We start from the raw sequence: 19,726 nt of genomic DNA, 5'->3' as shown, positions 1-19,726 counted from the left end.
TTTAAGAAGCTTTCAAAGTTTCCTTTGCAACTTCAACCACTTGCGCTTCCGATCTCTCGTCAGCGGGAGGCGAATTCTACAGCGTTACACGCTGCTGTCAACACCTCTTTTTCTCCGCTTTCGACCGAGAAGATCGAATCGTTAACCCGGCGAAAACATATTGCCGAACCAACTCCTTCGGGCTTCGATGAACTGAAGCGTGACCGCTGCCGAAAACCGTGTAACTCATTGAATCTCAAGGAGTTTTCCGTTTCGACTGCGCCGGAAGTGGGGCGAATTATAGACTTCCAGAATCTGCCGTCAACACTTATTTTCACAAATCTGTCATATCAGTCAAAAAGCCCCTAAAAGCAAAGGCCGCCCCCAAGGGGGCGGCCTTTAATACCCTTCTGCTTATTACAAGCTAGGGAAGGCGAACTGCGAGGCTTCATGGCTGGCACGCTGCGGCCAGCGCTGAGTGATCGCCTTGCGACGGGTATAGAAACGCACACCGTCCGGACCGTAGGCATGCAGGTCGCCAAACAGCGAACGCTTCCAGCCGCCGAAGCTGTGGTATGCCACCGGTACCGGCAGCGGTACGTTGACCCCCACCATCCCGACTTCAATCTCGTCACAGAACAGACGCGCCGCTTCCCCGTCACGGGTAAAGATGCAGGTGCCGTTGCCATATTCGTGATCGTTGATCAGTTGCATGGCCTCTTCCAGGCTGTTCACCCGCACGACGCACAGCACCGGCCCGAAGATCTCTTCTTTATAGATGCGCATTTCCGGGGTGACGTTGTCGAACAGGCAACCACCGAGGAAGAAGCCTTCTTCATGACCCGGCACGCTCAGGCCACGACCATCGACCACCAGCTTCGCGCCCGCCTTCACGCCATCCGCGACATAACCGCTGACCTTGTCCCGCGCCTGTCCTGTGACCAGCGGCCCCATGTCCAGGCCACAGGAAGTGCCGGCACCGATTTTCAGCGCCTTGATCTGCGGAACCAGCTTGGCCACCAACGCATCGGCCACCTGGTCGCCGACACACACGGCAACCGAGATCGCCATACAACGCTCGCCGCAAGAACCATAGGCCGCGCCCATCAAGGCGCTGACCGCGTTGTCCAGGTCGGCATCCGGCATCAGCACGGCGTGGTTCTTCGCACCGCCCAGTGCCTGCACGCGCTTGCCGCGCTTGGTGCCTTCGGCGTAGATGTATTCGGCAATCGGCGTCGAACCGACGAAGCTCAGCGCCTTGACTTCCGGCGCTTCGATCAGCGCGTCCACCGCGGCCTTGTCGCCGTGCACCACACTCAGCACGCCTTTCGGCAGGCCGGCTTCCAGCAACAGCTGGGCGATCAGCAGGGTCGAGCTCGGGTCACGCTCGGATGGCTTGAGGATGAAGCAGTTGCCGCAGACGATCGCCAGCGGATACATCCACAGTGGCACCATCGCCGGGAAGTTGAACGGGGTGATGCCGGCAACCACGCCCAGCGGCTGGAAGTCGGACCAGGCATCGATGTTCGGGCCGACGTTGCGGCTGTACTCGCCCTTGAGGATTTCCGGAGCGGCACAGGCGAACTCGACGTTTTCGATACCACGCTTGAGCTCACCGGCGGCGTCTTCCAGGGTCTTGCCGTGTTCTTCGCTGATCAACTGGGCGATGCGCGATTCGTTCTGCTCCAGCAATTGCTTGAAGCGGAACATCACCTGGGCACGTTTGGCCGGCGGCGTGTTGCGCCAGGCCGGGAAGGCAGCCTTGGCGGCATCGATGGCACTCTGGATGGTTTCGCGGCTGGCCAGCGGCAGCTTGTGGATCGCCTGACCGGTGGACGGGTTGAACACATCGACCGCGCGACCGCTCTCGGTCACCAGTTCACCATTGATCAAATGCGGGATAACGCTCATCGGGGAACTCCTGAAGTTGTCCACAGGCGCCCGCCAAGGAGCGCCTGCTGTTTGTACTTATATATAGAGGGAGGAATCAGTCGAGCTTGTTCAGCACTTCGCCGACGGCATCGAACAGACGATCCAGATCCTGCGGCTTGCTGTTGAAGGTCGGGCCGAACTGCAGGGTGTCGCCGCCGAAGCGTACGTAGAAACCGGCTTTCCACAGGGCCATGCCCGCTTCGAACGGACGCACGATGGCATCGCCATCGCGCGGGGCAATCTGGATGGCACCGGCCAGGCCGTAGTTACGGATGTCGATGACATTCTTCGTACCCTTGATGCCATGCAGTGCCTTCTCGAAATGCGGTGCCACGTCAGCGACGCTCTGCACCAGGTTTTCTTTCTGCAACAGATCCAGTGCCGCCAGACCGGCCGCGCAAGCCACTGGGTGCGCCGAGTAGGTATAGCCGTGGGGGAATTCCACCGCGTACTCGGGGGTCGGCTGGTTCATGAAGGTCTGGTAGATCTCGGAGCTGGCAATCACCGCGCCCATCGGAATCGCGCCGTTGGTGACTTGCTTGGCGATGCACATCAGGTCCGGGGTCACCCCAAAGCTGTCGGCACCGAACATCTTGCCGGTACGGCCGAAACCAGTGATCACTTCGTCGAACACCAGCAGGATATTGTGCTGGTCGCAGATTTCCCGCAGGCGCTTGAGGTAACCCTGTGGCGGCACCAGCACGCCAGCGGAACCGGCCAGGGGCTCGACGAACACCGCGGCGATGTTGGAAGCGTCATGCAGTTCGATCAGCTTGAGCAGTTCGTCGGCCAGCGCGATACCGCCCTGCTCCGGAATACCGCGGGAGAACGCGTTGCTTGCCAGCAGGGTGTGCGGCAGGTGGTCGACATCCATCATCGCCTGGCCGAACAGTTTACGGTTGCCGTTGACCCCGCCGAGGCTGGTGCCGGCAATGTTCACACCGTGATAGCCACGGGCACGGCCGATCATCTTGGTCTTGGTCGACTGGCCTTTCAGGCGCCAGTAGGCGCGCACCATTTTCACCGCGGTATCGGCGCATTCGGAACCGGAGTCGGTGAAGAACACGTGGTTCAGATTGCCCGGGGTCAGCGCGGTGATTTTCTCGGCCAGCTGGAACGACAGCGGGTGACCGTACTGGAAGCCTGGCGAGTAATCGAGGGTGCCCAGTTGCTTGGCCACCGCCTCCTGGATTTCCTTGCGGGTGTGGCCGGCGCCACAGGTCCACAGGCCGGACAGCGAGTCATAGACCTTGCGCCCCTTGTCGTCGACCAGCCAGCTGCCTTCGGCGGCGACGATCAGACGCGGATCGCGCTGGAAGTTGCGGTTGGCGGTGTAGGGCATCCAGTGAGCATCGAGCTTGAGCTGGCTGGCCAGGGAAGCTGGAGCGTTTTCATGCATGTTCATGGGGCAAAACCTCGCAGGGCAATAAGCGGCGCAGGGATCGGAAAGCGTTGTTGCAGCTAAGTTGCCACGGCTATAAAGTCGGTGAAATCCAACTTTTATAACCTTCAGTCAGTGGCCCACTAAACTATGAGCAGCCGTCGCGCCGACCCGCTGGCGCAAGTCAGCGACTTTGATATCCGCCTGCTGCGGATCTTTCGCAGCGTGGTCGAGTGCGGTGGCTTCTCCGCCGCGGAAACCGTGCTCGGCATTGGCCGTTCGGCCATCAGCCAGCAGATGAGCGACCTCGAGCAACGCCTGGGCCTGCGCCTGTGCCAACGCGGACGCGCCGGCTTCTCGCTGACCGAAGAGGGTCGCGAGGTGTATCAATCGGCCCTGCAGCTGTTGAGCGCCCTGGAAAGCTTTCGTACCGAGGTCAACGGCCTGCACCGGCACCTGCGTGGCGAACTGATCATCGGCCTGACCGACAACCTGGTCACCCTGCCCCACATGCGCATCACCCATGCCCTGGCACAACTGAAGGAGCGCGGGCCGGACGTGCAGATCCAGATCCGCATGATCGCCCCCAACGAAGTCGAACAAGGCGTGCTCGACGGGCGCCTGCATGTCGGCGTAGTGCCCCAGGCCAGTGCCTTGTCCGGGCTGGAATACCAACCGCTGTACAGCGAACGCTCGCTGCTTTATTGCGCCGTCGGCCACCCGCTGTTTTATGTCGACGACAAGCAACTGGACGACCGGCGCCTCAACGAGCAGGACGCCATCGCCCCGACCTTCCGCCTGCCCGCCGAGATCCAGGCCCATTACCAGGCGCTCAATTGCACCGCCAGCGCTTCGGACCGCGAAGGCATGGCGTTCCTGATTCTCACCGGACGCTACATTGGCTACCTGCCGGACCACTACGCCAGCCTCTGGGTCCAGCAGGGACGACTGCGCGCGCTCAAGCCCGGCTCACGTTTTTATGACCTGAGCCTGGCATCGGTCACGCGCAAGGGCCGTCGCCCCCATTTGGTGCTGGAAAGCTTCCTGGACAGCCTGGCGGCCACCCGCTGAAAAAACCTACGACACTATAAAAGCCCCGCCCCTATTGCCCCACAACGGTAAACACAGGCAATAACCTGAGCACTTGGACAGCTTTTTGCAGGGCACGATGACCTTGAACCATCAGCCCTGAGTTCCCCGTCCATGCAGCCAGACACCTTGCGCCAAAGCGACCTGATCTACGGTCTCGACGATCGCCCGAAACCACTCGCCGCGATCCTCGCCGCCCTGCAGCATGTGCTGGCGAGTTTCGTCGGCATCATCACCCCGCCGCTGGTGATCGGCTCGACCCTGGGCCTGGGCGCCCACCTGCCCTACCTGATCAGCATGGCGCTGATGGTTTCCGGCGTCGGCACCTTCATTCAGGCGCGTCGGCCGTTCGGAATCGGCGCGGGGATGATCTGCCTGCAAGGCACCAGCTTTGCCTTCCTCGGCGCGGTGCTGTCCGCGGGTTTTCTGGTCAAGCAACGGGGCGGCAGCCCGGAAGACATCCTGGCGATGATTTTCGGCGTGTGCTTTTTCGGCGCGGCGGTGCAGATCGTCCTGAGCCGCTTCATCGGCCAATTGCGCCGGGTCATCACGCCGCTGGTCACCGGCATCGTGATTACCCTGATCGGTGTCAGCCTGATCAAGGTCGGCATCACCGACCTGGGCGGCGGCTTCAATGCCGCGGACTTCGGCGCGCCGGGCAACCTGGCGCTGGGCCTGTTGGTGCTATTGACCATCATCCTGCTGAACCGCTCAAACACGCCCTGGGTACGACTGTCGGCGATCATCATCGGCCTGGCCCTGGGCAGCCTCGCCGCCTGGTTCAGCGGCAAGCTGGTGCCCCAGGCGTTGCCCGACCTACCGCTGATCAGCCTGCCGACGCCCTTCCGCTTCGGTTTCAGCTTCGACTGGACAGCGTTCCTGCCTGTGGCGCTGATCTACCTGATCAGCACCCTCGAAACCGTCGGCGACCTGACCGCCAACTGCATGCTCGCCCGCCAGCCCATCAGCGGCCCTTCTTATATAAGCCGGCTCAAGGGCGGCATCCTCGGCGACGGCGTCAGTTGCATGATCGCCGCGACCTTCAGCGCCTTCCCCAACACCACCTTCGCCCAGAACAACGGGGTGATTCAGCTGACCGGCGTCGCCAGCCGTCATGTCGGGCTGTACATCGGCCTGTTGCTGTTTTGCCTGGGCCTGTTTCCACTGATCGGCGCGGTGCTGCAGCAAATCCCCAAGCCAGTGCTCGGCGGCGCCACCCTGGTGATGTTCGGCAGCGTCGCCGCGGCCGGCGTGCGCATCCTCGCCCAGGCACCACTGGACCGGCGCAGCATGCTGATCATCGCCACCTCCTTCGGCGTCGGCCTGGGGATCGCGGCGCAACCGAACCTGCTGCACCTGTTGCCCAAGGTGGTGCAGAACCTGTTCGACTCGGCGATCACCAGCGGCGGCCTGACCGCGATCCTCATGTGCCTGTTGCTGCCGGAAGATCGGGCCGCGCTGCGTAGCGCAAATCCGGCTCGCGAAAGCGACACCCTGGAACCGCTTTGAGGGTTTTCTGCCCATTAAGACTTGTCTGAGGCCTGTGGGTGCGCTATCAACGCACTGGTTGCACCCACAGAACAGCTCGGAAATGCCTATGACCCTTGAAGTCCCAGCCCACGCCGGCCCTCAAACCGCCAAGCCCGCCAGCCGTATTCGTCAGAAAAACGAAGAAGCGATCATCAAGGCCGCCGAAGACGAGTTCGCCCGTCACGGTTTCAAAGGCACCAGCATGAACACCATCGCGCAGAATGCCGGCCTGCCCAAGGCCAACCTGCATTACTACTTCACCAACAAGCTTGGTTTGTATGTCGCGGTGCTGAGCAACATCCTCGAGTTGTGGGACAGCACCTTCAACACCCTGACCGCCGAGGACGACCCGGCCGAAGCGCTGACCCGCTATATCCGCGCCAAGATGGAGTTCTCCCGGCGCCAGCCGCAGGCCTCGCGAATCTTCGCCATGGAGATCATCAGCGGCGGCGAATGCCTCAGCGAATACTTCAGCCAGGACTACCGCGCCTGGTTCCAAGGGCGCGCCGCGGTGTTCCAGGCCTGGATCGACGCCGGCAAGATGGACCCCGTGGACCCGGTGCACCTGATCTTCCTGCTGTGGGGCAGCACCCAGCATTACGCCGACTTCGCCACCCAGATCTGCCGCGTCACCGGTCGCAGCAAGCTGACCAAGCAGGACATGGAAGACGCCGGCAACAACCTGATCCGCATCATCCTCAAGGGTTGCGGCCTCAAGCCTGCCTTATAAAGAACCCAACGCATGCCCTTTACCCTCGCCGGCCTTTGCGAATACCGCGAAGAGATTCGCAAAAGCCGCTTTATCGCCCTTGCCGCGCCAATCAGCAGCGCGGCCGAGGCCCAAGCCTTTATCGAACGGCACAGCGATCCCAATGCCTCCCACAACTGCTGGGCCTGGAAACTCACCGAGCAATACCGCAGCAGCGACGACGGCGAGCCCGGCGGCACCGCCGGCCGCCCGATCCTCGCGGCCATCGAAGCCCAGGACTGCGACCAGGTCGCGGTGCTGGTGATTCGCTGGTACGGCGGCATTCAGCTGGGCACCGGCGGCCTGGCCCGCGCCTATGGCGGCAGCGCCAACAAGTGCCTGCAAGGCGCCGAACGCATCGAGTTGGTCAGCCGTGTAGCCCTGAGTTGTGCCTGCAGCTTCAGCGAACTGGCACTGGTCAAGCTGCGGGTCGCCGAACTCGGCGGGCTGCTGGTCGAGGAACACTTCACGGCCAACGGCGTAGAACTGCAACTGGCCCTGGGCGAAAGCCAGATCGCCACCTTGCAAAGCCAGCTGGCCGACCTGAGTCGCGGGCGCATCCTCTTGCAGCGCTGAGCGCACCAATACGCACCAACGCCTCGAAATCATCCTGTGCACAACGGCCCGGTGGATAGCCGACTTGCCCACACCTGCTGTGCACCCGACTGTGGATAACCTGAGCACACTTGCCTGTAACCCTTCTGTCACGTGGCTTTGCAGCGATTGCTCATTTTTCAGCCAATCACTCACCAAAAACATATTTTTCAAGATAAAACAGTAAGTTAGCGTGGTTTATCGCTTTTAGAAGAAAGCCACACAGTGCTTATGCCCGGCCTTCGGGCTTGCACACAAATACTGTGGAACAAGCTGTGGATAACCCGTGCAAGGCTGCGCCAGCCGCATAGAGCGCAAGGCTTGCAGGCACCTGATCATTTTTCGACCAGACCCTTCGGGCAAAACCGCCGCCTTTTCAAGCACCTTGCCCTGAACTGGTGCCGAGCAGCAGTGCAGGTAACGAGCAAAGGGGGCACGAGGCCGCAGTTCATCGGGGCTCCGGCAATTTCCTGACTCACTGGCCAGGAAATTGCTTTGTCCACCGGCATAACGTTCAGCAACCCGAGTCCGTCATGCCAAACCCTGTACCCATCCCCGCTGCAATACCCCGCCTGCAACTGCGCGGAATCACCAAACGCTACCCCGGTTGCCTGGCCAACGATGGGATCGACCTGAGTATCCAGCCGGGGGAAATCCACGCCCTGCTCGGTGAAAACGGCGCCGGCAAAAGCACCCTGATGAAAATCATCTACGGGGTGACCCAGGCCGACTCGGGCGAGGTGATCTGGCAGGGGCAGCATCAGCTCATGCGCAATCCGGCCCAGGCGCGCAGCCTGGGGATCGGCATGGTGTTCCAGCATTTCTCGCTGTTCGAGACCCTGACCGTGGCGCAGAACATCGCCCTGGCCATGGGTGCCGCGGCCGGCACGCCGAAGCAGCTGGAACCGAAGATCCGCCAGGTCTCGCAGCGCTACGGCATGGCCCTGGAGCCGGAACGCCTGGTGCACAGCCTGTCCATCGGCGAACGCCAGCGGGTGGAGATCATTCGCTGCCTGATGCAGGACATCCGCCTGCTGATCCTCGACGAGCCGACCTCAGTGCTGACGCCCCAGGAGGCCGACGAACTGTTCGTCACCCTGCGCCGCCTGGCCAGCGAGGGCTGCAGCATTCTGTTCATCAGCCACAAGCTCGGCGAAGTCCGCGCCCTGTGCCACAGCGCCACGGTGCTGCGCGGTGGACGGGTTGCCGGGCACTGCATACCCGCCGAGTGCTCGGACCAGGAACTGGCGCGGCTGATGGTCGGCGAAGCCGCAGGCCTGATCACCGATTACCCGAAGGCCAAGGGCGGCGAGGCCTTCCTGCAGGTACAGAAACTCTCCTGGCCCAATCCGGACCCGTTCGGCTGCTCGCTCCAGGACATCGACCTGGACGTGCGCAGCGGTGAAATCGTCGGCATCGCCGGGGTCGCCGGCAATGGCCAGGACGAACTGTTGGCCCTGCTCAGCGGCGAACAGCGCCTTGGCCGCGCCCAAGGCGCCACCCTGCGCTTCGCCGGGCAAGCCATCGCCCACCTGCGCCCCGACGCCCGTCGCGGGCTGGGCCTGGCGTTCGTCCCGGCCGAGCGCCTGGGCCACGGCGCCGTGCCGGAACTGAGCCTGGCGGACAACGCCCTGCTGACCGCCTTCCAGCAAGGGCTGGTGAGCAAAGGCCTGATCCAGCGCGGCAAGGTACTGGCCCTGGCCGAAGACATCATTCGCCGCTTCGCGGTGAAAACGCCGGACAGCCAGACCGCCGCCCGCAGCCTGTCCGGCGGCAATCTACAGAAATTCATCCTCGGCCGGGAAATCCTCCAGCGCCCCAGGCTGCTGATCGCCGCGCACCCGACCTGGGGCGTCGACGTCGGCGCCGCCGCGACTATCCACCGGGCCCTGGTGGCCCTGCGCGATGCGGGGGCGGCGATCCTGGTGATCTCCGAAGACCTCGATGAACTGTTCCAGATCAGCGATCGCCTGGCAGCCCTGTGCAGCGGTCGCCTGTCGGCCCTCAAGGCCACCACGGACACCAGCCTGGTCGAAGTCGGCGGCTGGATGGCCGGCCAGTTCGATACCCCCGTCCACTTATCCGCTCAGCCAGCGTAACGGAGCTGTTTATTTATGCTGCTTTCTCTCGAACCCCGCGGCCAGCAATCGCGCCTGATGCTCTGGTGCTCGCCGCTGTTGGCCGCGGCCCTGACCCTGGGCTGTGGCTCATTGCTGTTCGTCGCCCTGGGCCACGACCCGCTGGAAACCCTGCACACCTTGCTGATCGCCCCGATCAGCGACCTGTATGGCGTCTCCGAACTGCTGGTCAAGGCCCTGCCGATCCTGCTCTGTGCCCTCGGCCTGGCCGTGGCGTATCAGGCACGGATCTGGAACATCGGCGCCGAAGGCCAACTGCTGCTCGGCGCCCTGGCCGGCAGCGCCCTGGCGGTAAATATCATCGACCTGCAAAGCCGCTGGGCGCTGGTGCTGATCCTGCTCACCGGCACCCTGGCCGGCGCCGCCTGGGCCGGCCTCACCGCCTGGTTGCGCACGCACTTCAACGCCAATGAAATCCTCACCAGCATCATGCTCAACTACATCGCCCTGAACCTGCTGCTGTATTGCGTGCACGGGCCGCTGAAAGACCCGGCCGGGTTCAACTTCCCCGAGTCGGCGATGTTCGGCGATGCCAGCCGCCTGCCGCTGCTTCTGGAAGACGGCCGGGTGCATGCCGGGGTGTATTTTGCCCTGCTGGCCCTGGTGGCGGTGTGGGTGCTGCTGCAAAAAAGCTTCGTCGGTTTCCAGATCAAGGTGCTGGGGCTGGACAAGCGCGCCGCCGGCTTCGTCGGTTTTCGCGAGAAGCGCCTGATCTGGCTGGCGCTGCTGATCAGCGGTGGGCTGGCCGGCCTGGCCGGGGTGTGCGAAGTCACCGGCCCCATCGGCCAGCTGGTGCCCCAGGTATCGCCCGGCTATGGCTATGCAGCGATCACCGTGGCCTTTCTCGGCCGCCTGCACCCGATCGGCATTCTGTTCTCCAGCCTGCTGATGGCGCTGCTGTACATCGGCGGCGAGAACGCGCAGATGAGCCTCAACCTGCCGCAAGCCATTACCCAGTTGTTCCAGGGCATGATGCTGTTCTTCCTGCTGGCCAGTGACGTGCTGATTCTCTATCGGCCGCGCCTGAACCTGCGCTGGGCACGTCGCGCCGCCAACCCTTCCGTACAGGCAGGAGCGCTGTGATGGATATCGATCTGTTGAGCAATATTTTCTACGCCATGATCCGCTGCGGTACGCCGCTGCTGCTGGTGGCCCTGGGCGAACTGATCTGCGAGAAGAGCGGCGTCCTCAACCTCGGCCAGGAAGGCATGATGCTGTTTGGCGCGGTGATCGGTTTTATCGTCGCCCTGAACAGCGGCAACCTGTGGCTCGGCGTACTGCTGGCGATGCTCGCCGGGATGCTGCTGTCATCGCTGTTCGCCCTGGTGGCACTGGTGTTCAACGCCAATCAGGTGGCCACCGGCCTGGCCCTGACCATTTTCGGTGTCGGGCTGTCGAGTTTCGTCGGCGCCAGCTGGGTCGGTAAACCGCTGGCCGGATTCGAGCCGATGGCGATTCCGCTGCTGAGCGAAATCCCCTTGATCGGGCGCATGCTGTTTGCCCAGGACCTGCTGGTCTACCTGTCCTTCGCCCTGTTCGCCCTGGTGGCCTGGGTGATCCTGAAAAGCCGGGTCGGCCTGATCATCCAGGCGGTCGGCGAAAACCCCGACGCGGCCAGCGCCATGGGCCTGCCGGTGCTGCGAGTACGCACCCTGGCGGTACTGTTCGGCGGCGCCATGGCGGGCCTGGCCGGGGCTTACCTGTCCCTGGCCTACACACCGATGTGGGCGGAAAACATGAGCGCCGGGCGCGGCTGGATCGCCCTGGCGCTGGTGGTGTTCGCCAGCTGGCGGGTGTGGCGCCTGCTGCTCGGCGCCTACCTGTTCGGCCTCGCCAGCATCCTGCACCTGGTGGCGCAAGGCCTGGGCCTGGCGATCCCTTCGAACATGCTGGCGATGCTGCCGTATGCCGCGACCATCCTGGTGCTGGTGCTGCTGTCCCGGGATGCGCTGCGCACCCGCCTGTATGCGCCGGTGTCGCTGGGGCAGCCGTGGCAGGCGGGTCACTGACCGAAGACTTTTCACTATTGGCATGGGCTGCCTGACAGCCCATGCCCCCACCTCGCAACACCTCCCCTCAGCCCCCGGCCTAGCCCAGGCAACTGCCATCAGAAAGGGCTAGCAGTCCCTATCAACCAACGTGCATGACTTCCGCCTGACAAGGACGGATGAATGGCGCCCCATACCCGCGCACCAGGCGCCGCTTGGGTGCGCAACCATAAATGAAAATAGCCAGCCGATTGCCGAATAGCGACCGCTTATCCCTGGATCCGCAGCCAAGGTCATTTACTTTTCGCCCGCAAACCCTCTATCCGGCACATCCCGGGAAATTGGCCCGCTTTCTGCTTAAACGATTAAGCTGACCTAATGGTTAACTTTTTTGGACGTGAGTTCCACTTTCACTTTCAACAACTGACAAACACTTTGAACAGGCAGGCTTGGCGTTCAACTGAAGTAACCGCGCACGATATTCACAGGCAGGGCTATTTGATTTTCCACCGTTGAAGAAGTGCATGACACCGGCCTATTACTCTCGCGCGAGGGACCGAAGAAAGACCGGCGCGTCTATCTCAATTGACCGTATAGAAAGATCTGAGCCCTACCCATTTATTCCAGTATCGGCTCCACCGATTTCCGGCTTATCTCCCAAGTGGCCGGACTCCTAGCAATACAGGCTACTGATGAAGTAGCAGGTTTTGCTTTATGTCGGCACGGGTAACTGTTGTCGACTTTTTTATTCGATTTCACTTCTTGCCCAAAGAAGTGAAGAGTTCTCCTCCACAGACAAGGATGTCTTTTCCGGCGAAGTCATTCATCGCCGGTTTTTTATTTATCAGAACAAAAGCCAGGGGTATGCATGCAATCAACAAGATTGACCTTTGCTCAGGACAGCCGGACAAGCGAAAGGTCCCTGCCACAGCTTATTGAATCTCCGGCCACGGCCCGATCAAGTCTTTCCGGATTTGCCCCTGCACGACCTATCGAAAAACGCGAATCCCGTTTCAGACAGGTTGGGCCCTTCATACCGGTACGACCTTGCAGCCTGCCGAATACCCCGTCATCCAGGCTGACGAGGATAGCTTCAGTTCGAGATATAGAGCCTGTTTTCAAGCACTTCCAGCGACCGGCCACCCTTTGTATCCGAATCCTGACGCCGAGTAACGGACACAAAACGGTGCGAGGCGTTTCATGTTGGGGCGGATACAAAGGCTCTGCGGCGGCGTATTGAAAATCGATCTCAAGCCATTTTCCCCGGCCAAAACCACTCGTCAGGAAGAAGCCACTCTTTATCGACCAAGACTGCCTATTTAGAGCTGTTTTCGAAGATTTTTAACATGCTGAAAGGTTTAAGTTGAACTGTTGGTCAGGTTTTTGCAAAGACTCACTCGCTCGCTCCACCTGACCCTCCACAGAGGCGTGCCGAGCACCTGTGCCAAGGCCTCGCAACGCCGGTCCAGTACCTGCTACCGAGTATGTATTTCAACGTTAATGAAGGATTTCACATGTTAGAAGATGTCATTCAGTACTCCAAAGACTCTTGGGGGCTCATTCCACTGATGGTGGTGGTATTCATCATCGGGATCGCCGTGATCATCGAACGCTACTTCTTCTTCAGTACCAGCATCAAACTGGGACAAAGTCTTGATCTGGATTTGAAGCGGGTAAACCAGGACAACCTGGCCGATGTCAAGAAAGTTGCAGATCACTACAGTAAAAGTGCCCAAGGCAAGTTGGTATTGGCCGCAGTGGAGTCTCACGGAAAGTCCGAAGAGGCACTGGAGCGGGATATCGATGAAACCATCATGATTCAGATTCCGCGACTGGACCGCAATCTCTGGGTACTGGATACCTGTGTAACTTTAGGCCCGCTGCTTGGACTGCTCGGCACCATCATTCATATGATCCAGGTGTTCAGTGTATTGGCGGCCAATACATCGCAGAAAGTCAGTTCGGTAACCGGGCCTATTGCCCATGCGCTGGTCGCTACCGCTGTCGGTTTATGCATCGCCATCGTCTGCGTGATTTTTCTCAATCACTTCAACAAGCGTATCCGCCTGGTCGTCAATCAGATGGAACTGATCAAGTCCATGCTGGTTGGGCGCTTGGCCAAGGGTTGATTAATACCTACGCCACTCGGAGAAATAGTCATGGCTAGCAAGAGATCAAACTATCTCGGACATGAAGAGAAAGCCCGCATCGAAATCATTCCGATGATCGACGTGATGATGTTTCTGTTGGTGTTCTTCGTACTCATCATGATCGAGATGATCCAGGGCACCGGTATCACCCTGGAGTTGCCGCAGTCCTCTTCGCAAGAAGCGATCGAGTCGGTCACGCTCAATATCGGCGTCTCCAACGACGGTGGCTTGTTTGTCGATGGCCAGCCCATCAGCGACGAACAGCTGACGAGCCGGCTCACCGAGATGCAGAACAGCGGAAAACTGGATGTGGTGATCGCCGGCGATCGTGGCACCCAATATGAAAGCATCGTGCACACAATGGATCTGGTACGCGCTGCCGGTATCAGTGCTATTGGCCTGGCGACGCAAAACTGATGAACGACCTGACCCCCAACGTACGGCGAGGGGCCTTGTGGGCCTCCGACGACCATCATGTCGACCATCACCTGTCGATGCCGGCGGCTATCGGCCTGGCTGTGCTGGCGGTTGCATTGGGTATCACGTTGCTGAGCCTGATCGAGGCCAGGCAGCCGGTAGTTGAGGAGCCGCCGAAGGTGACCAAGGTGACCATGGTGCAAGTGCCTCCTCCACCACCGCCTGCACCGCCACCTCCGCCTCCCCCTCCACCGCCACCTGCGCCGGTGAAAAAGCCTGCGCCTGCGAAGAAGGTCACGCCGGAGAAACCGAAACCCAAACCGGAGCCCAAACCGCAGCAGCCCGTGCCGCCGCCCCCTGTGCCGACACCGCCACCACCGGTTACTCCGCCACCGCCGCCGCCACCGCCCGCACCGTCGAGCAGCACCGACGCGGTCGCCCTGGATCAGCAGGCACCGGTTTATCCGCGTGATGCCCGGCAGGCCAAGATCGAGGGCTATGTGGTGCTGGAACTTGCGATCCGCCCGGACGGCACGGTTGCCAGCGCCAAGGTACTCGAGTCGAAACCACGCAAGCTGTTCGACGAGGCCGCGATCAACTCGGTGAAACGCTGGAAGTTCCAGCCGCGAATGGTCAATGGCGCGGCCGTTGAGCAGCGCGCTAAACAGACGGTCAGGTTCGACCTGAAATAAGACCGTGGAGGGTGCGCGCGGAGCGCATGCCCTCTGCCAAGGAATCAAGATGATGACGACACGTAAAACCAGTGGCGCACTCGCTGCCGCGCTGTGCTGCCTGGGCGCAGGCGGAGCAACCCAGGCCGCCGAGCAGCCGATTCAGATCAAGGCTGTGGTCCTGAGCATGTTCGAGGTCGGCCAGGATCAGGGAGACAACCCTGGCGAGTTTCAGTTCTGGCGTGAGCGCGCCGGTCTGAATCAGTGCATGCCACTCGCCCAGGGTTTTCATGACGTATGCCTGAACCCTGAAACCGGCGTCCTGGCAACGGTGACCGGCATGGGCACTGCCCGTGCGGCGGCGTCGGTAATGGCCCTGGGCATGGATCCGCGCTTTGACTTGAGCAAGGCGTACTGGCTGGTTGCAGGCATTGCCGGCATCAATCCGCACAAAGGCTCCATCGGCTCGGCGGCCTGGGCCAACTATGTGGTGGACGGTGACCTGGCGCACGAGATCGATGCGCGAGAAATCCCCAAGGACTGGAAAACCGGCTACACCCCGTTCTTTCGCGCAACGCCTTATGCCCAGCCACGGTCGGACAGCATCGGCGAAGTCTACAAGCTCAATGGTCGACTGGTGGACTGGGCCTACAACCTGACAAAAGACGTGCCGCTGGTAGAAAACCAGGACCTGGCAGCGTTTCGCCAACAGTTCAAGGGTTTCCCCCAGGCCGTCCTGCCGGCCAAGGTCATGAAAGGCGATAACCTCGCCTCCTCGACGTTCTGGCACGGCGCGCGGCTCAACGACTGGGCCGGTGACTGGGTCAAGTACTGGACCGACGGCAAAGGGCAATTCGTGACCTCCGCCATGGAGGACAGCGGAACCCTGCAGTCCCTCAGTTTCCTGAGCAAGGCAGCGAAGGTGGACCTGGACCGCGTGCTGGTATTGCGTACCGCCAGTAACTACACCATGCAGCCGCCCGGCATGAGCGCCGCGCAAAGCATGGCTCATGACCAGGCGGGTTTCGTCGGCATGCGGCCCTCGCTCGAAGCCGCCTATCGAGTGGGCAGCACGGTGATCAACGCGCTGACGGGAAACTGGGAGCTGTATTCCCAGACCCTGCCGGGACACTGAACTCATGACCCGGCCTGGTGAACGCCATAAAACAATCCAGGCCATGACCCGAGAAGCACGATCGAGCACTGACAGGCGGATGTACTTGATAACCGCACTCGTTGCTTGAACACACTTCCTGGCGACTGAAGCCGCTGTTTACCGGTTCGGACAATAACCAGCCAGCGCGTTGCCGGCGCTGATGCTTAACACCCATGCCCGTTAGCTGACATTCAACTAACCCGCATGACGGCCACGCCTTGCCTGGAAAACGGCAGGACTTACAACTAAGTGAAGAGGTGTTTTATGAAAATCCTCATGGGTTTATTACTGGGATGCTTATCGGTAACGGCCTGGGCCGCTACCCCCGCGGTTCCGTGCAAGGCCGATATTGCGGTGATTGGCGGTACCTTCATCAACGATGCCATGTTGAAGTCCGGAAAACTCAAGGAGTCCTTCACCCTTGAAACTCCAGCCGGAACTTCGCCAACTATTTATTGTGGCAACTATAAAAACGTTCCGTTCTATTACATCAACATGCATGGCGACGGAAAGATCGTCGAAACCTGGGCCGCCCTTTACCAGCTACGGGTTCGTGATGCGATTGGCGGAGCAACAGCCGGCGGTATCAATCCGGCAATGAAACTCCACGATCTGGTAGTGGCCGATGACGTCATCGACTTCAACATCGACCGGCCACTGGCGCTGCCCGATGCCATCTACCGCAAGGGCGACCATCCGGTTCCGCGCTATACGCCGGCCATGGACCCCATTCTTCGCGACATCCTGATCGATGAGACGCAGAAGCGCCTGAACCGTGGAGACGCTCCCGTCGCCGGGATCAACCTGCACAAGAGCGGGGTGATCATGCAAACCCGCGGCGGGCGTTTCGAAACGGCCGCGGAAGTGCGCATGCTGGCCAAGATGGGAGGCGACCTGGTGACCATGAGCGTGGGTTCGGAAGTGATCTATGCGCGCATGGCCGGGATCAACTATGCCTCGCTGATCGCCATCTCCAATCCAGCCGAAGGCCTGGGTAACTGGACATGGGACACCATCCGCGAAGTTTACCCACGGCTTAATCCGGTTTGCCTGGAAATCGTTCTGGAGTCCTTGCCGAAGATTGCCGCCATCGGCAATAAGCCGCGGGTCGGCGACAGTTTGCGTATTCACCCGGAAATGACCTCAGAGAAGAAGTAAGCGAACTTCAACTTGCTCTAGAAGGCTGTGCAAGTACGGCAGGAACACCTTGTGTTTCTGCCTGTACGCACTCGCCTGTCGTTCAACAACTTTTACATAAAAGCAAATGTAGTAGGGGAGTGTTCCATGGGTACATATAACTGGCGTCACCCGCAAAAACTGGCCCTGGCAGTTGCGGCTGCTGTACAGATTCTCGGCGGACAGGCCATGGCCGAGGATCAGAAAGAGACAGTCGAACTTGAGGACTACATTCTCAAGGAGAGTGTCGAAGACACCATGGGCATCATGCCCAGCCAGCCGGTGAAGAGCGTTTTCGGCCTGGGCAAGTCCATCGCCGAAACCCCACGCTCGGTGTCGGATGTGTCGTCCGACCTGATCGAAAACTACGGCTTGCGCGATATCAACGACCTGGTTCGCCTCGCCCCGGGAGCCTACACCAGCTCCTTCTTCGGGGTGCCGGGAGCGCTGAGCCTGCGTGGCGATGCCGCGGATAACTACTTCCGGGGTTTCAAGCGGGTAGAGAACCCTGGCAACTATGCAACGCCGATCCGCGCCGCCAGTTCGGTCGATATCGTGCGTGGCCCGGTTTCGCCCATCTACGGCGCCGGCAAGGTCGGCGGCTACATGAACTTCAACCCGAAATCCTCGAAGTCGGGAACCTCCAAGTTCATCGAAAAACCTACCGGGCAATTCGGTGTGACCGTGGGCTCCTATGACCAGTACATCACCACCGCCGAAGGCGGCTCGCCCTTTGAGCTGGGTGGCCGCCAGGGTGGCGTCTATGGCTTCTTCGAGCAGGAGGACTCGAAAAGCTACTTCGACAACGTCGAACCCAAGTCGACCATCGGCCAGATCGCCTTCGACATGGACCTCACCGACAACCTGCGGACCGAGTTCGGCGGCCAGTACCTGAAAGCCAAACGCATCCAGAACCCTGGATGGAACCGGGTCACCCAGGACCTGATCGACCACGACACCTACATCACCGGCGCGCCGTCCAAGATGAGCTCAAGGGGCGATGTGCTGTTCCCTGACGATGTACGCAACAACATCAGCCCGGGCGTCGGTTTTCCACCAGGCAGCGGCAACTCCAAGCTGGACGTTTTCTGCCTGAACTACAGCAACTGCTTCTTCGACCCGAAAGACCCGAACGCGGCACTGAGCAACCCCGGGACCACCAAGCTCGACCGCAACAAGGTGTTCACCGACAAGAAGGACAAGGGCGAAAGCAAGGCCGCCACGGCGTACTTCGACCTTATCTGGTCGCTGGACAATGACATGGAGCTCAAGAACCAGTTCTTCTACGACTCCCTGGACCACAACAAATACACCAGCTATGGCTTCACCGCCGACTACGACGCCTACACCTGGGAAGACAAGGTCAGCCTGAGCTTCCCGCTGCAGATCGGAGAGGTCAGCACGTCCAACGTCGTCGGCGTCAACTATCGCTACTACAGCGCCATCGACCGAGAGTCCTACCTCGATGAGATCCTCGACCGCCGCGACCTGAATGTCGGGCCGACACCGGACGACAGCTTCGACATCGGCCATACCGGCAACGTCGAGATTGCCCCCGGCATGTACCGACGCAACTTCAATACCCAGAGCGCATCCATCACCAAAAACACCGGCGCGTTCATGCTGTCCGACATGAACTGGCAGAACTGGAACCTGCTGCTGGGCTATCGCTTCGACTACTACGACGCCAAGGCCAAAGAGAAGGCCCAGGCCACCAATGGCGATCTGGTCGGCGATGCCAATGGCGACGGGCGTCCGGACAAAGCCACCAACCACAACACCACTGACTCGTTCAGTGCCAGCCTCTCGTACAAGACACCGTGGGGGTTCATCCCTTACTTCACCTACGCCGAGTCGACCGCGCTGTCGGCCAACCAGGCGGGTGGCGTAACGGCGTCGGACGTCTCCAGCGGCAACTACCTGCAGGACTCGAAACTGCGCGAGTACGGCATCAAGTACAACAGCGAGAACGGCAACGTCTACGCCGCGCTGGCCTACTACGACCAGGAGAAGACCTACCGCGACTCGCAAAACGGCAGCACCGTGCTGGTCAACGGCAAGGGGTACGAAGGTGAGTTGCGCTGGATGCTCAACCAGAACTTCTCCATGACCGCCTCGGCGACCAAACAGAAGGTGCGCGAGAAAGGGCAGCCTTTCACCGTGCTCAATACCGCCGCTGTCGCCCAAGCCTATGGCCTGGATCCGTCGCAACTCTACGGCTTCCGCTTCTTCGACCCGACCGGCCAGGTGCTGGGCGGCGAATACGATCGTGGCGGCGTACCGGAATGGGTAACCAGCCTGTATGGCAATTACACCCAGCCGACCCCTTGGGGTGGCCGTGTGAACGCCAGCCTGGGCTTCACCTGGGTAGACGAGCAATGGGCGGACAACCAGAAGCAGATCAAGCTGCCTGACTACACCGTGTGGAACGGCTCGGTGGGCTACTCCGAAAAGTCCTGGGAAGCGCTGTTTACCGTCAACAACCTGTTCAACGAGAAGTACTTCACTTCCGCCAACCTGTTCGACTCGACCCTGGTGTTCCCTTCCGCTCCGCGTACCTACACCGCCAGCTTCGTTTACAAGTTCTGATCTCGCTGGCTAACCAGGGAGGCCCCGCCCGGGGCCTCCTCATAGCAGATGGATTTCAAGCATTCGGCGACTCGACCATGGCCGACCTCAGCGCCGCGCTCCCTCCTCGCGTCCGCTCGATAGCTGGCGCGGCATTCATGACAAATGCGCCAGCCGCCTGGCGGCATGAGTTCCAACGCGCCATGAAC

16 protein-coding genes are annotated in these 19,726 nt (G+C 60.8%); 14 read left to right on the top strand and 2 right to left on the bottom strand.

All coding sequences use genetic code 11. From position 1 onward, the window contains the following. The coding region (locus BMY68_RS30005) for a hypothetical protein (protein WP_204840083.1) at window positions 1-348 on the top strand (348 nt) is incomplete at its 5' end. A gap of 48 nt (window positions 349-396) precedes the next feature. Here the strand turns inward: BMY68_RS30005 and BMY68_RS27740 are convergent. Together BMY68_RS27740 and BMY68_RS27735 are read right to left on the bottom strand one after the other, a co-directional pair. After that, window positions 397-1,890, bottom strand: a complete 1,494-nt coding sequence (locus BMY68_RS27740) for a CoA-acylating methylmalonate-semialdehyde dehydrogenase (RefSeq protein WP_085533765.1) — start codon at window positions 1,888-1,890, stop codon at window positions 397-399. Window positions 1,891-1,966: 76 nt separating this feature from the next. Next, window positions 1,967-3,316 (bottom strand): omega-aminotransferase AptA, encoded by a 1,350-nt coding sequence (locus BMY68_RS27735; protein WP_053259531.1) that lies wholly within the window; start codon window positions 3,314-3,316, stop codon window positions 1,967-1,969. Window positions 3,317-3,442: 126 nt separating this feature from the next. Here BMY68_RS27735 and BMY68_RS27730 point away from each other — a divergent pair, with 126 nt between their 5' ends. The 13 genes from BMY68_RS27730 to BMY68_RS27670 all read left to right on the top strand — a co-directional run bounded on the left by BMY68_RS27730 (window position 3,443) and on the right by BMY68_RS27670 (window position 19,538). Next, a complete protein-coding gene (locus tag BMY68_RS27730) occupies window positions 3,443-4,363 on the top strand; it encodes a LysR family transcriptional regulator (protein ID WP_007930700.1) in 921 nt (306 codons plus the stop codon). A gap of 132 nt (window positions 4,364-4,495) precedes the next feature. Then, window positions 4,496-5,890 carry a uracil-xanthine permease family protein gene (locus BMY68_RS27725; RefSeq protein WP_009042038.1) on the top strand — a complete coding sequence of 465 codons (1,395 nt, stop codon included), beginning with the start codon at window positions 4,496-4,498 and terminating at the stop codon, window positions 5,888-5,890. A gap of 88 nt (window positions 5,891-5,978) precedes the next feature. Then, on the top strand, window positions 5,979-6,641 hold the full coding sequence (locus BMY68_RS27720) for a TetR/AcrR family transcriptional regulator (RefSeq protein ID WP_007930696.1): 663 nt from the start codon (window positions 5,979-5,981) through the stop codon (window positions 6,639-6,641). A gap of 12 nt (window positions 6,642-6,653) precedes the next feature. Further along, window positions 6,654-7,235, top strand: coding sequence for an IMPACT family protein (locus BMY68_RS27715; RefSeq protein WP_062823753.1), 582 nt, complete (start codon window positions 6,654-6,656; stop codon window positions 7,233-7,235). Window positions 7,236-7,786: 551 nt separating this feature from the next. Beyond that, window positions 7,787-9,352, top strand: a complete 1,566-nt coding sequence (locus tag BMY68_RS27710; protein ID WP_085533763.1) for an ABC transporter ATP-binding protein — start codon at window positions 7,787-7,789, stop codon at window positions 9,350-9,352. Between the two features lie 15 nt (window positions 9,353-9,367). Beyond that, entirely contained in the window at window positions 9,368-10,474 is a 1,107-nt protein-coding gene (locus tag BMY68_RS27705) for an ABC transporter permease (RefSeq protein WP_009042035.1), read from the top strand. Then, window positions 10,474-11,400 (top strand): ABC transporter permease, encoded by a 927-nt coding sequence (locus BMY68_RS27700; protein ID WP_085533761.1) that lies wholly within the window; start codon window positions 10,474-10,476, stop codon window positions 11,398-11,400. Before BMY68_RS27705 ends, BMY68_RS27700 begins: the two co-directional genes overlap by 1 nt. Before the next feature lie 1,493 nt (window positions 11,401-12,893). Then, a complete protein-coding gene (locus tag BMY68_RS27695; protein WP_009042033.1) occupies window positions 12,894-13,508 on the top strand; it encodes a MotA/TolQ/ExbB proton channel family protein in 615 nt (204 codons plus the stop codon). Between the two features lie 30 nt (window positions 13,509-13,538). Further along, a complete protein-coding gene (locus tag BMY68_RS27690) occupies window positions 13,539-13,946 on the top strand; it encodes an ExbD/TolR family protein (RefSeq protein ID WP_009042032.1) in 408 nt (135 codons plus the stop codon). Next, a complete protein-coding gene (locus BMY68_RS27685; protein WP_085533759.1) occupies window positions 13,946-14,638 on the top strand; it encodes an energy transducer TonB in 693 nt (230 codons plus the stop codon). The genes BMY68_RS27690 and BMY68_RS27685 overlap by 1 nt, the downstream gene beginning before the upstream one ends. A gap of 52 nt (window positions 14,639-14,690) precedes the next feature. Beyond that, on the top strand, window positions 14,691-15,752 hold the full coding sequence (locus BMY68_RS27680) for a purine nucleoside permease (protein ID WP_009042030.1): 1,062 nt from the start codon (window positions 14,691-14,693) through the stop codon (window positions 15,750-15,752). Between the two features lie 285 nt (window positions 15,753-16,037). After that, window positions 16,038-16,931, top strand: coding sequence for a phosphorylase family protein (locus tag BMY68_RS27675; RefSeq protein WP_009042029.1), 894 nt, complete (start codon window positions 16,038-16,040; stop codon window positions 16,929-16,931). Window positions 16,932-17,057: 126 nt separating this feature from the next. Beyond that, a complete protein-coding gene (locus BMY68_RS27670) occupies window positions 17,058-19,538 on the top strand; it encodes a TonB-dependent siderophore receptor (RefSeq protein ID WP_169834590.1) in 2,481 nt (826 codons plus the stop codon). The last annotated feature ends 188 nt before the right edge of the window (window positions 19,539-19,726 follow it).

It is taken from the genome of Pseudomonas sp. NFACC41-3, from assembly GCF_900109505.1.
Taxonomy (GTDB): Bacteria; Pseudomonadota; Gammaproteobacteria; order Pseudomonadales; family Pseudomonadaceae; genus Aquipseudomonas; species Aquipseudomonas chlororaphis.
The sequence above is the reverse complement of the archived record's forward strand: the minus strand, read 5'-3'. Positions and strand labels throughout refer to the sequence as shown.

Coding starts and splice junctions, on each gene's coding strand:
- BMY68_RS27740 (WP_085533765.1), bottom strand. CDS start 1,890: ATGAGCGTTATCCCGCATTTGATCAATGGTGAACTGGTGACCGAGAGC.
- BMY68_RS27705 (WP_009042035.1), top strand. CDS start 9,368: ATGCTGCTTTCTCTCGAACCCCGCGGCCAGCAATCGCGCCTGATGCTC.
- BMY68_RS27710 (WP_085533763.1), top strand. CDS start 7,787: ATGCCAAACCCTGTACCCATCCCCGCTGCAATACCCCGCCTGCAACTG.
- BMY68_RS27735 (WP_053259531.1), bottom strand. CDS start 3,316: ATGAACATGCATGAAAACGCTCCAGCTTCCCTGGCCAGCCAGCTCAAG.
- BMY68_RS27685 (WP_085533759.1), top strand. CDS start 13,946: ATGAACGACCTGACCCCCAACGTACGGCGAGGGGCCTTGTGGGCCTCC.
- BMY68_RS27680 (WP_009042030.1), top strand. CDS start 14,691: ATGACGACACGTAAAACCAGTGGCGCACTCGCTGCCGCGCTGTGCTGC.
- BMY68_RS27670 (WP_169834590.1), top strand. CDS start 17,058: ATGGGTACATATAACTGGCGTCACCCGCAAAAACTGGCCCTGGCAGTT.
- BMY68_RS27675 (WP_009042029.1), top strand. CDS start 16,038: ATGAAAATCCTCATGGGTTTATTACTGGGATGCTTATCGGTAACGGCC.
- BMY68_RS27695 (WP_009042033.1), top strand. CDS start 12,894: ATGTTAGAAGATGTCATTCAGTACTCCAAAGACTCTTGGGGGCTCATT.
- BMY68_RS27720 (WP_007930696.1), top strand. CDS start 5,979: ATGACCCTTGAAGTCCCAGCCCACGCCGGCCCTCAAACCGCCAAGCCC.
- BMY68_RS27725 (WP_009042038.1), top strand. CDS start 4,496: ATGCAGCCAGACACCTTGCGCCAAAGCGACCTGATCTACGGTCTCGAC.
- BMY68_RS27700 (WP_085533761.1), top strand. CDS start 10,474: ATGGATATCGATCTGTTGAGCAATATTTTCTACGCCATGATCCGCTGC.
- BMY68_RS27715 (WP_062823753.1), top strand. CDS start 6,654: ATGCCCTTTACCCTCGCCGGCCTTTGCGAATACCGCGAAGAGATTCGC.
- BMY68_RS27730 (WP_007930700.1), top strand. CDS start 3,443: ATGAGCAGCCGTCGCGCCGACCCGCTGGCGCAAGTCAGCGACTTTGAT.
- BMY68_RS27690 (WP_009042032.1), top strand. CDS start 13,539: ATGGCTAGCAAGAGATCAAACTATCTCGGACATGAAGAGAAAGCCCGC.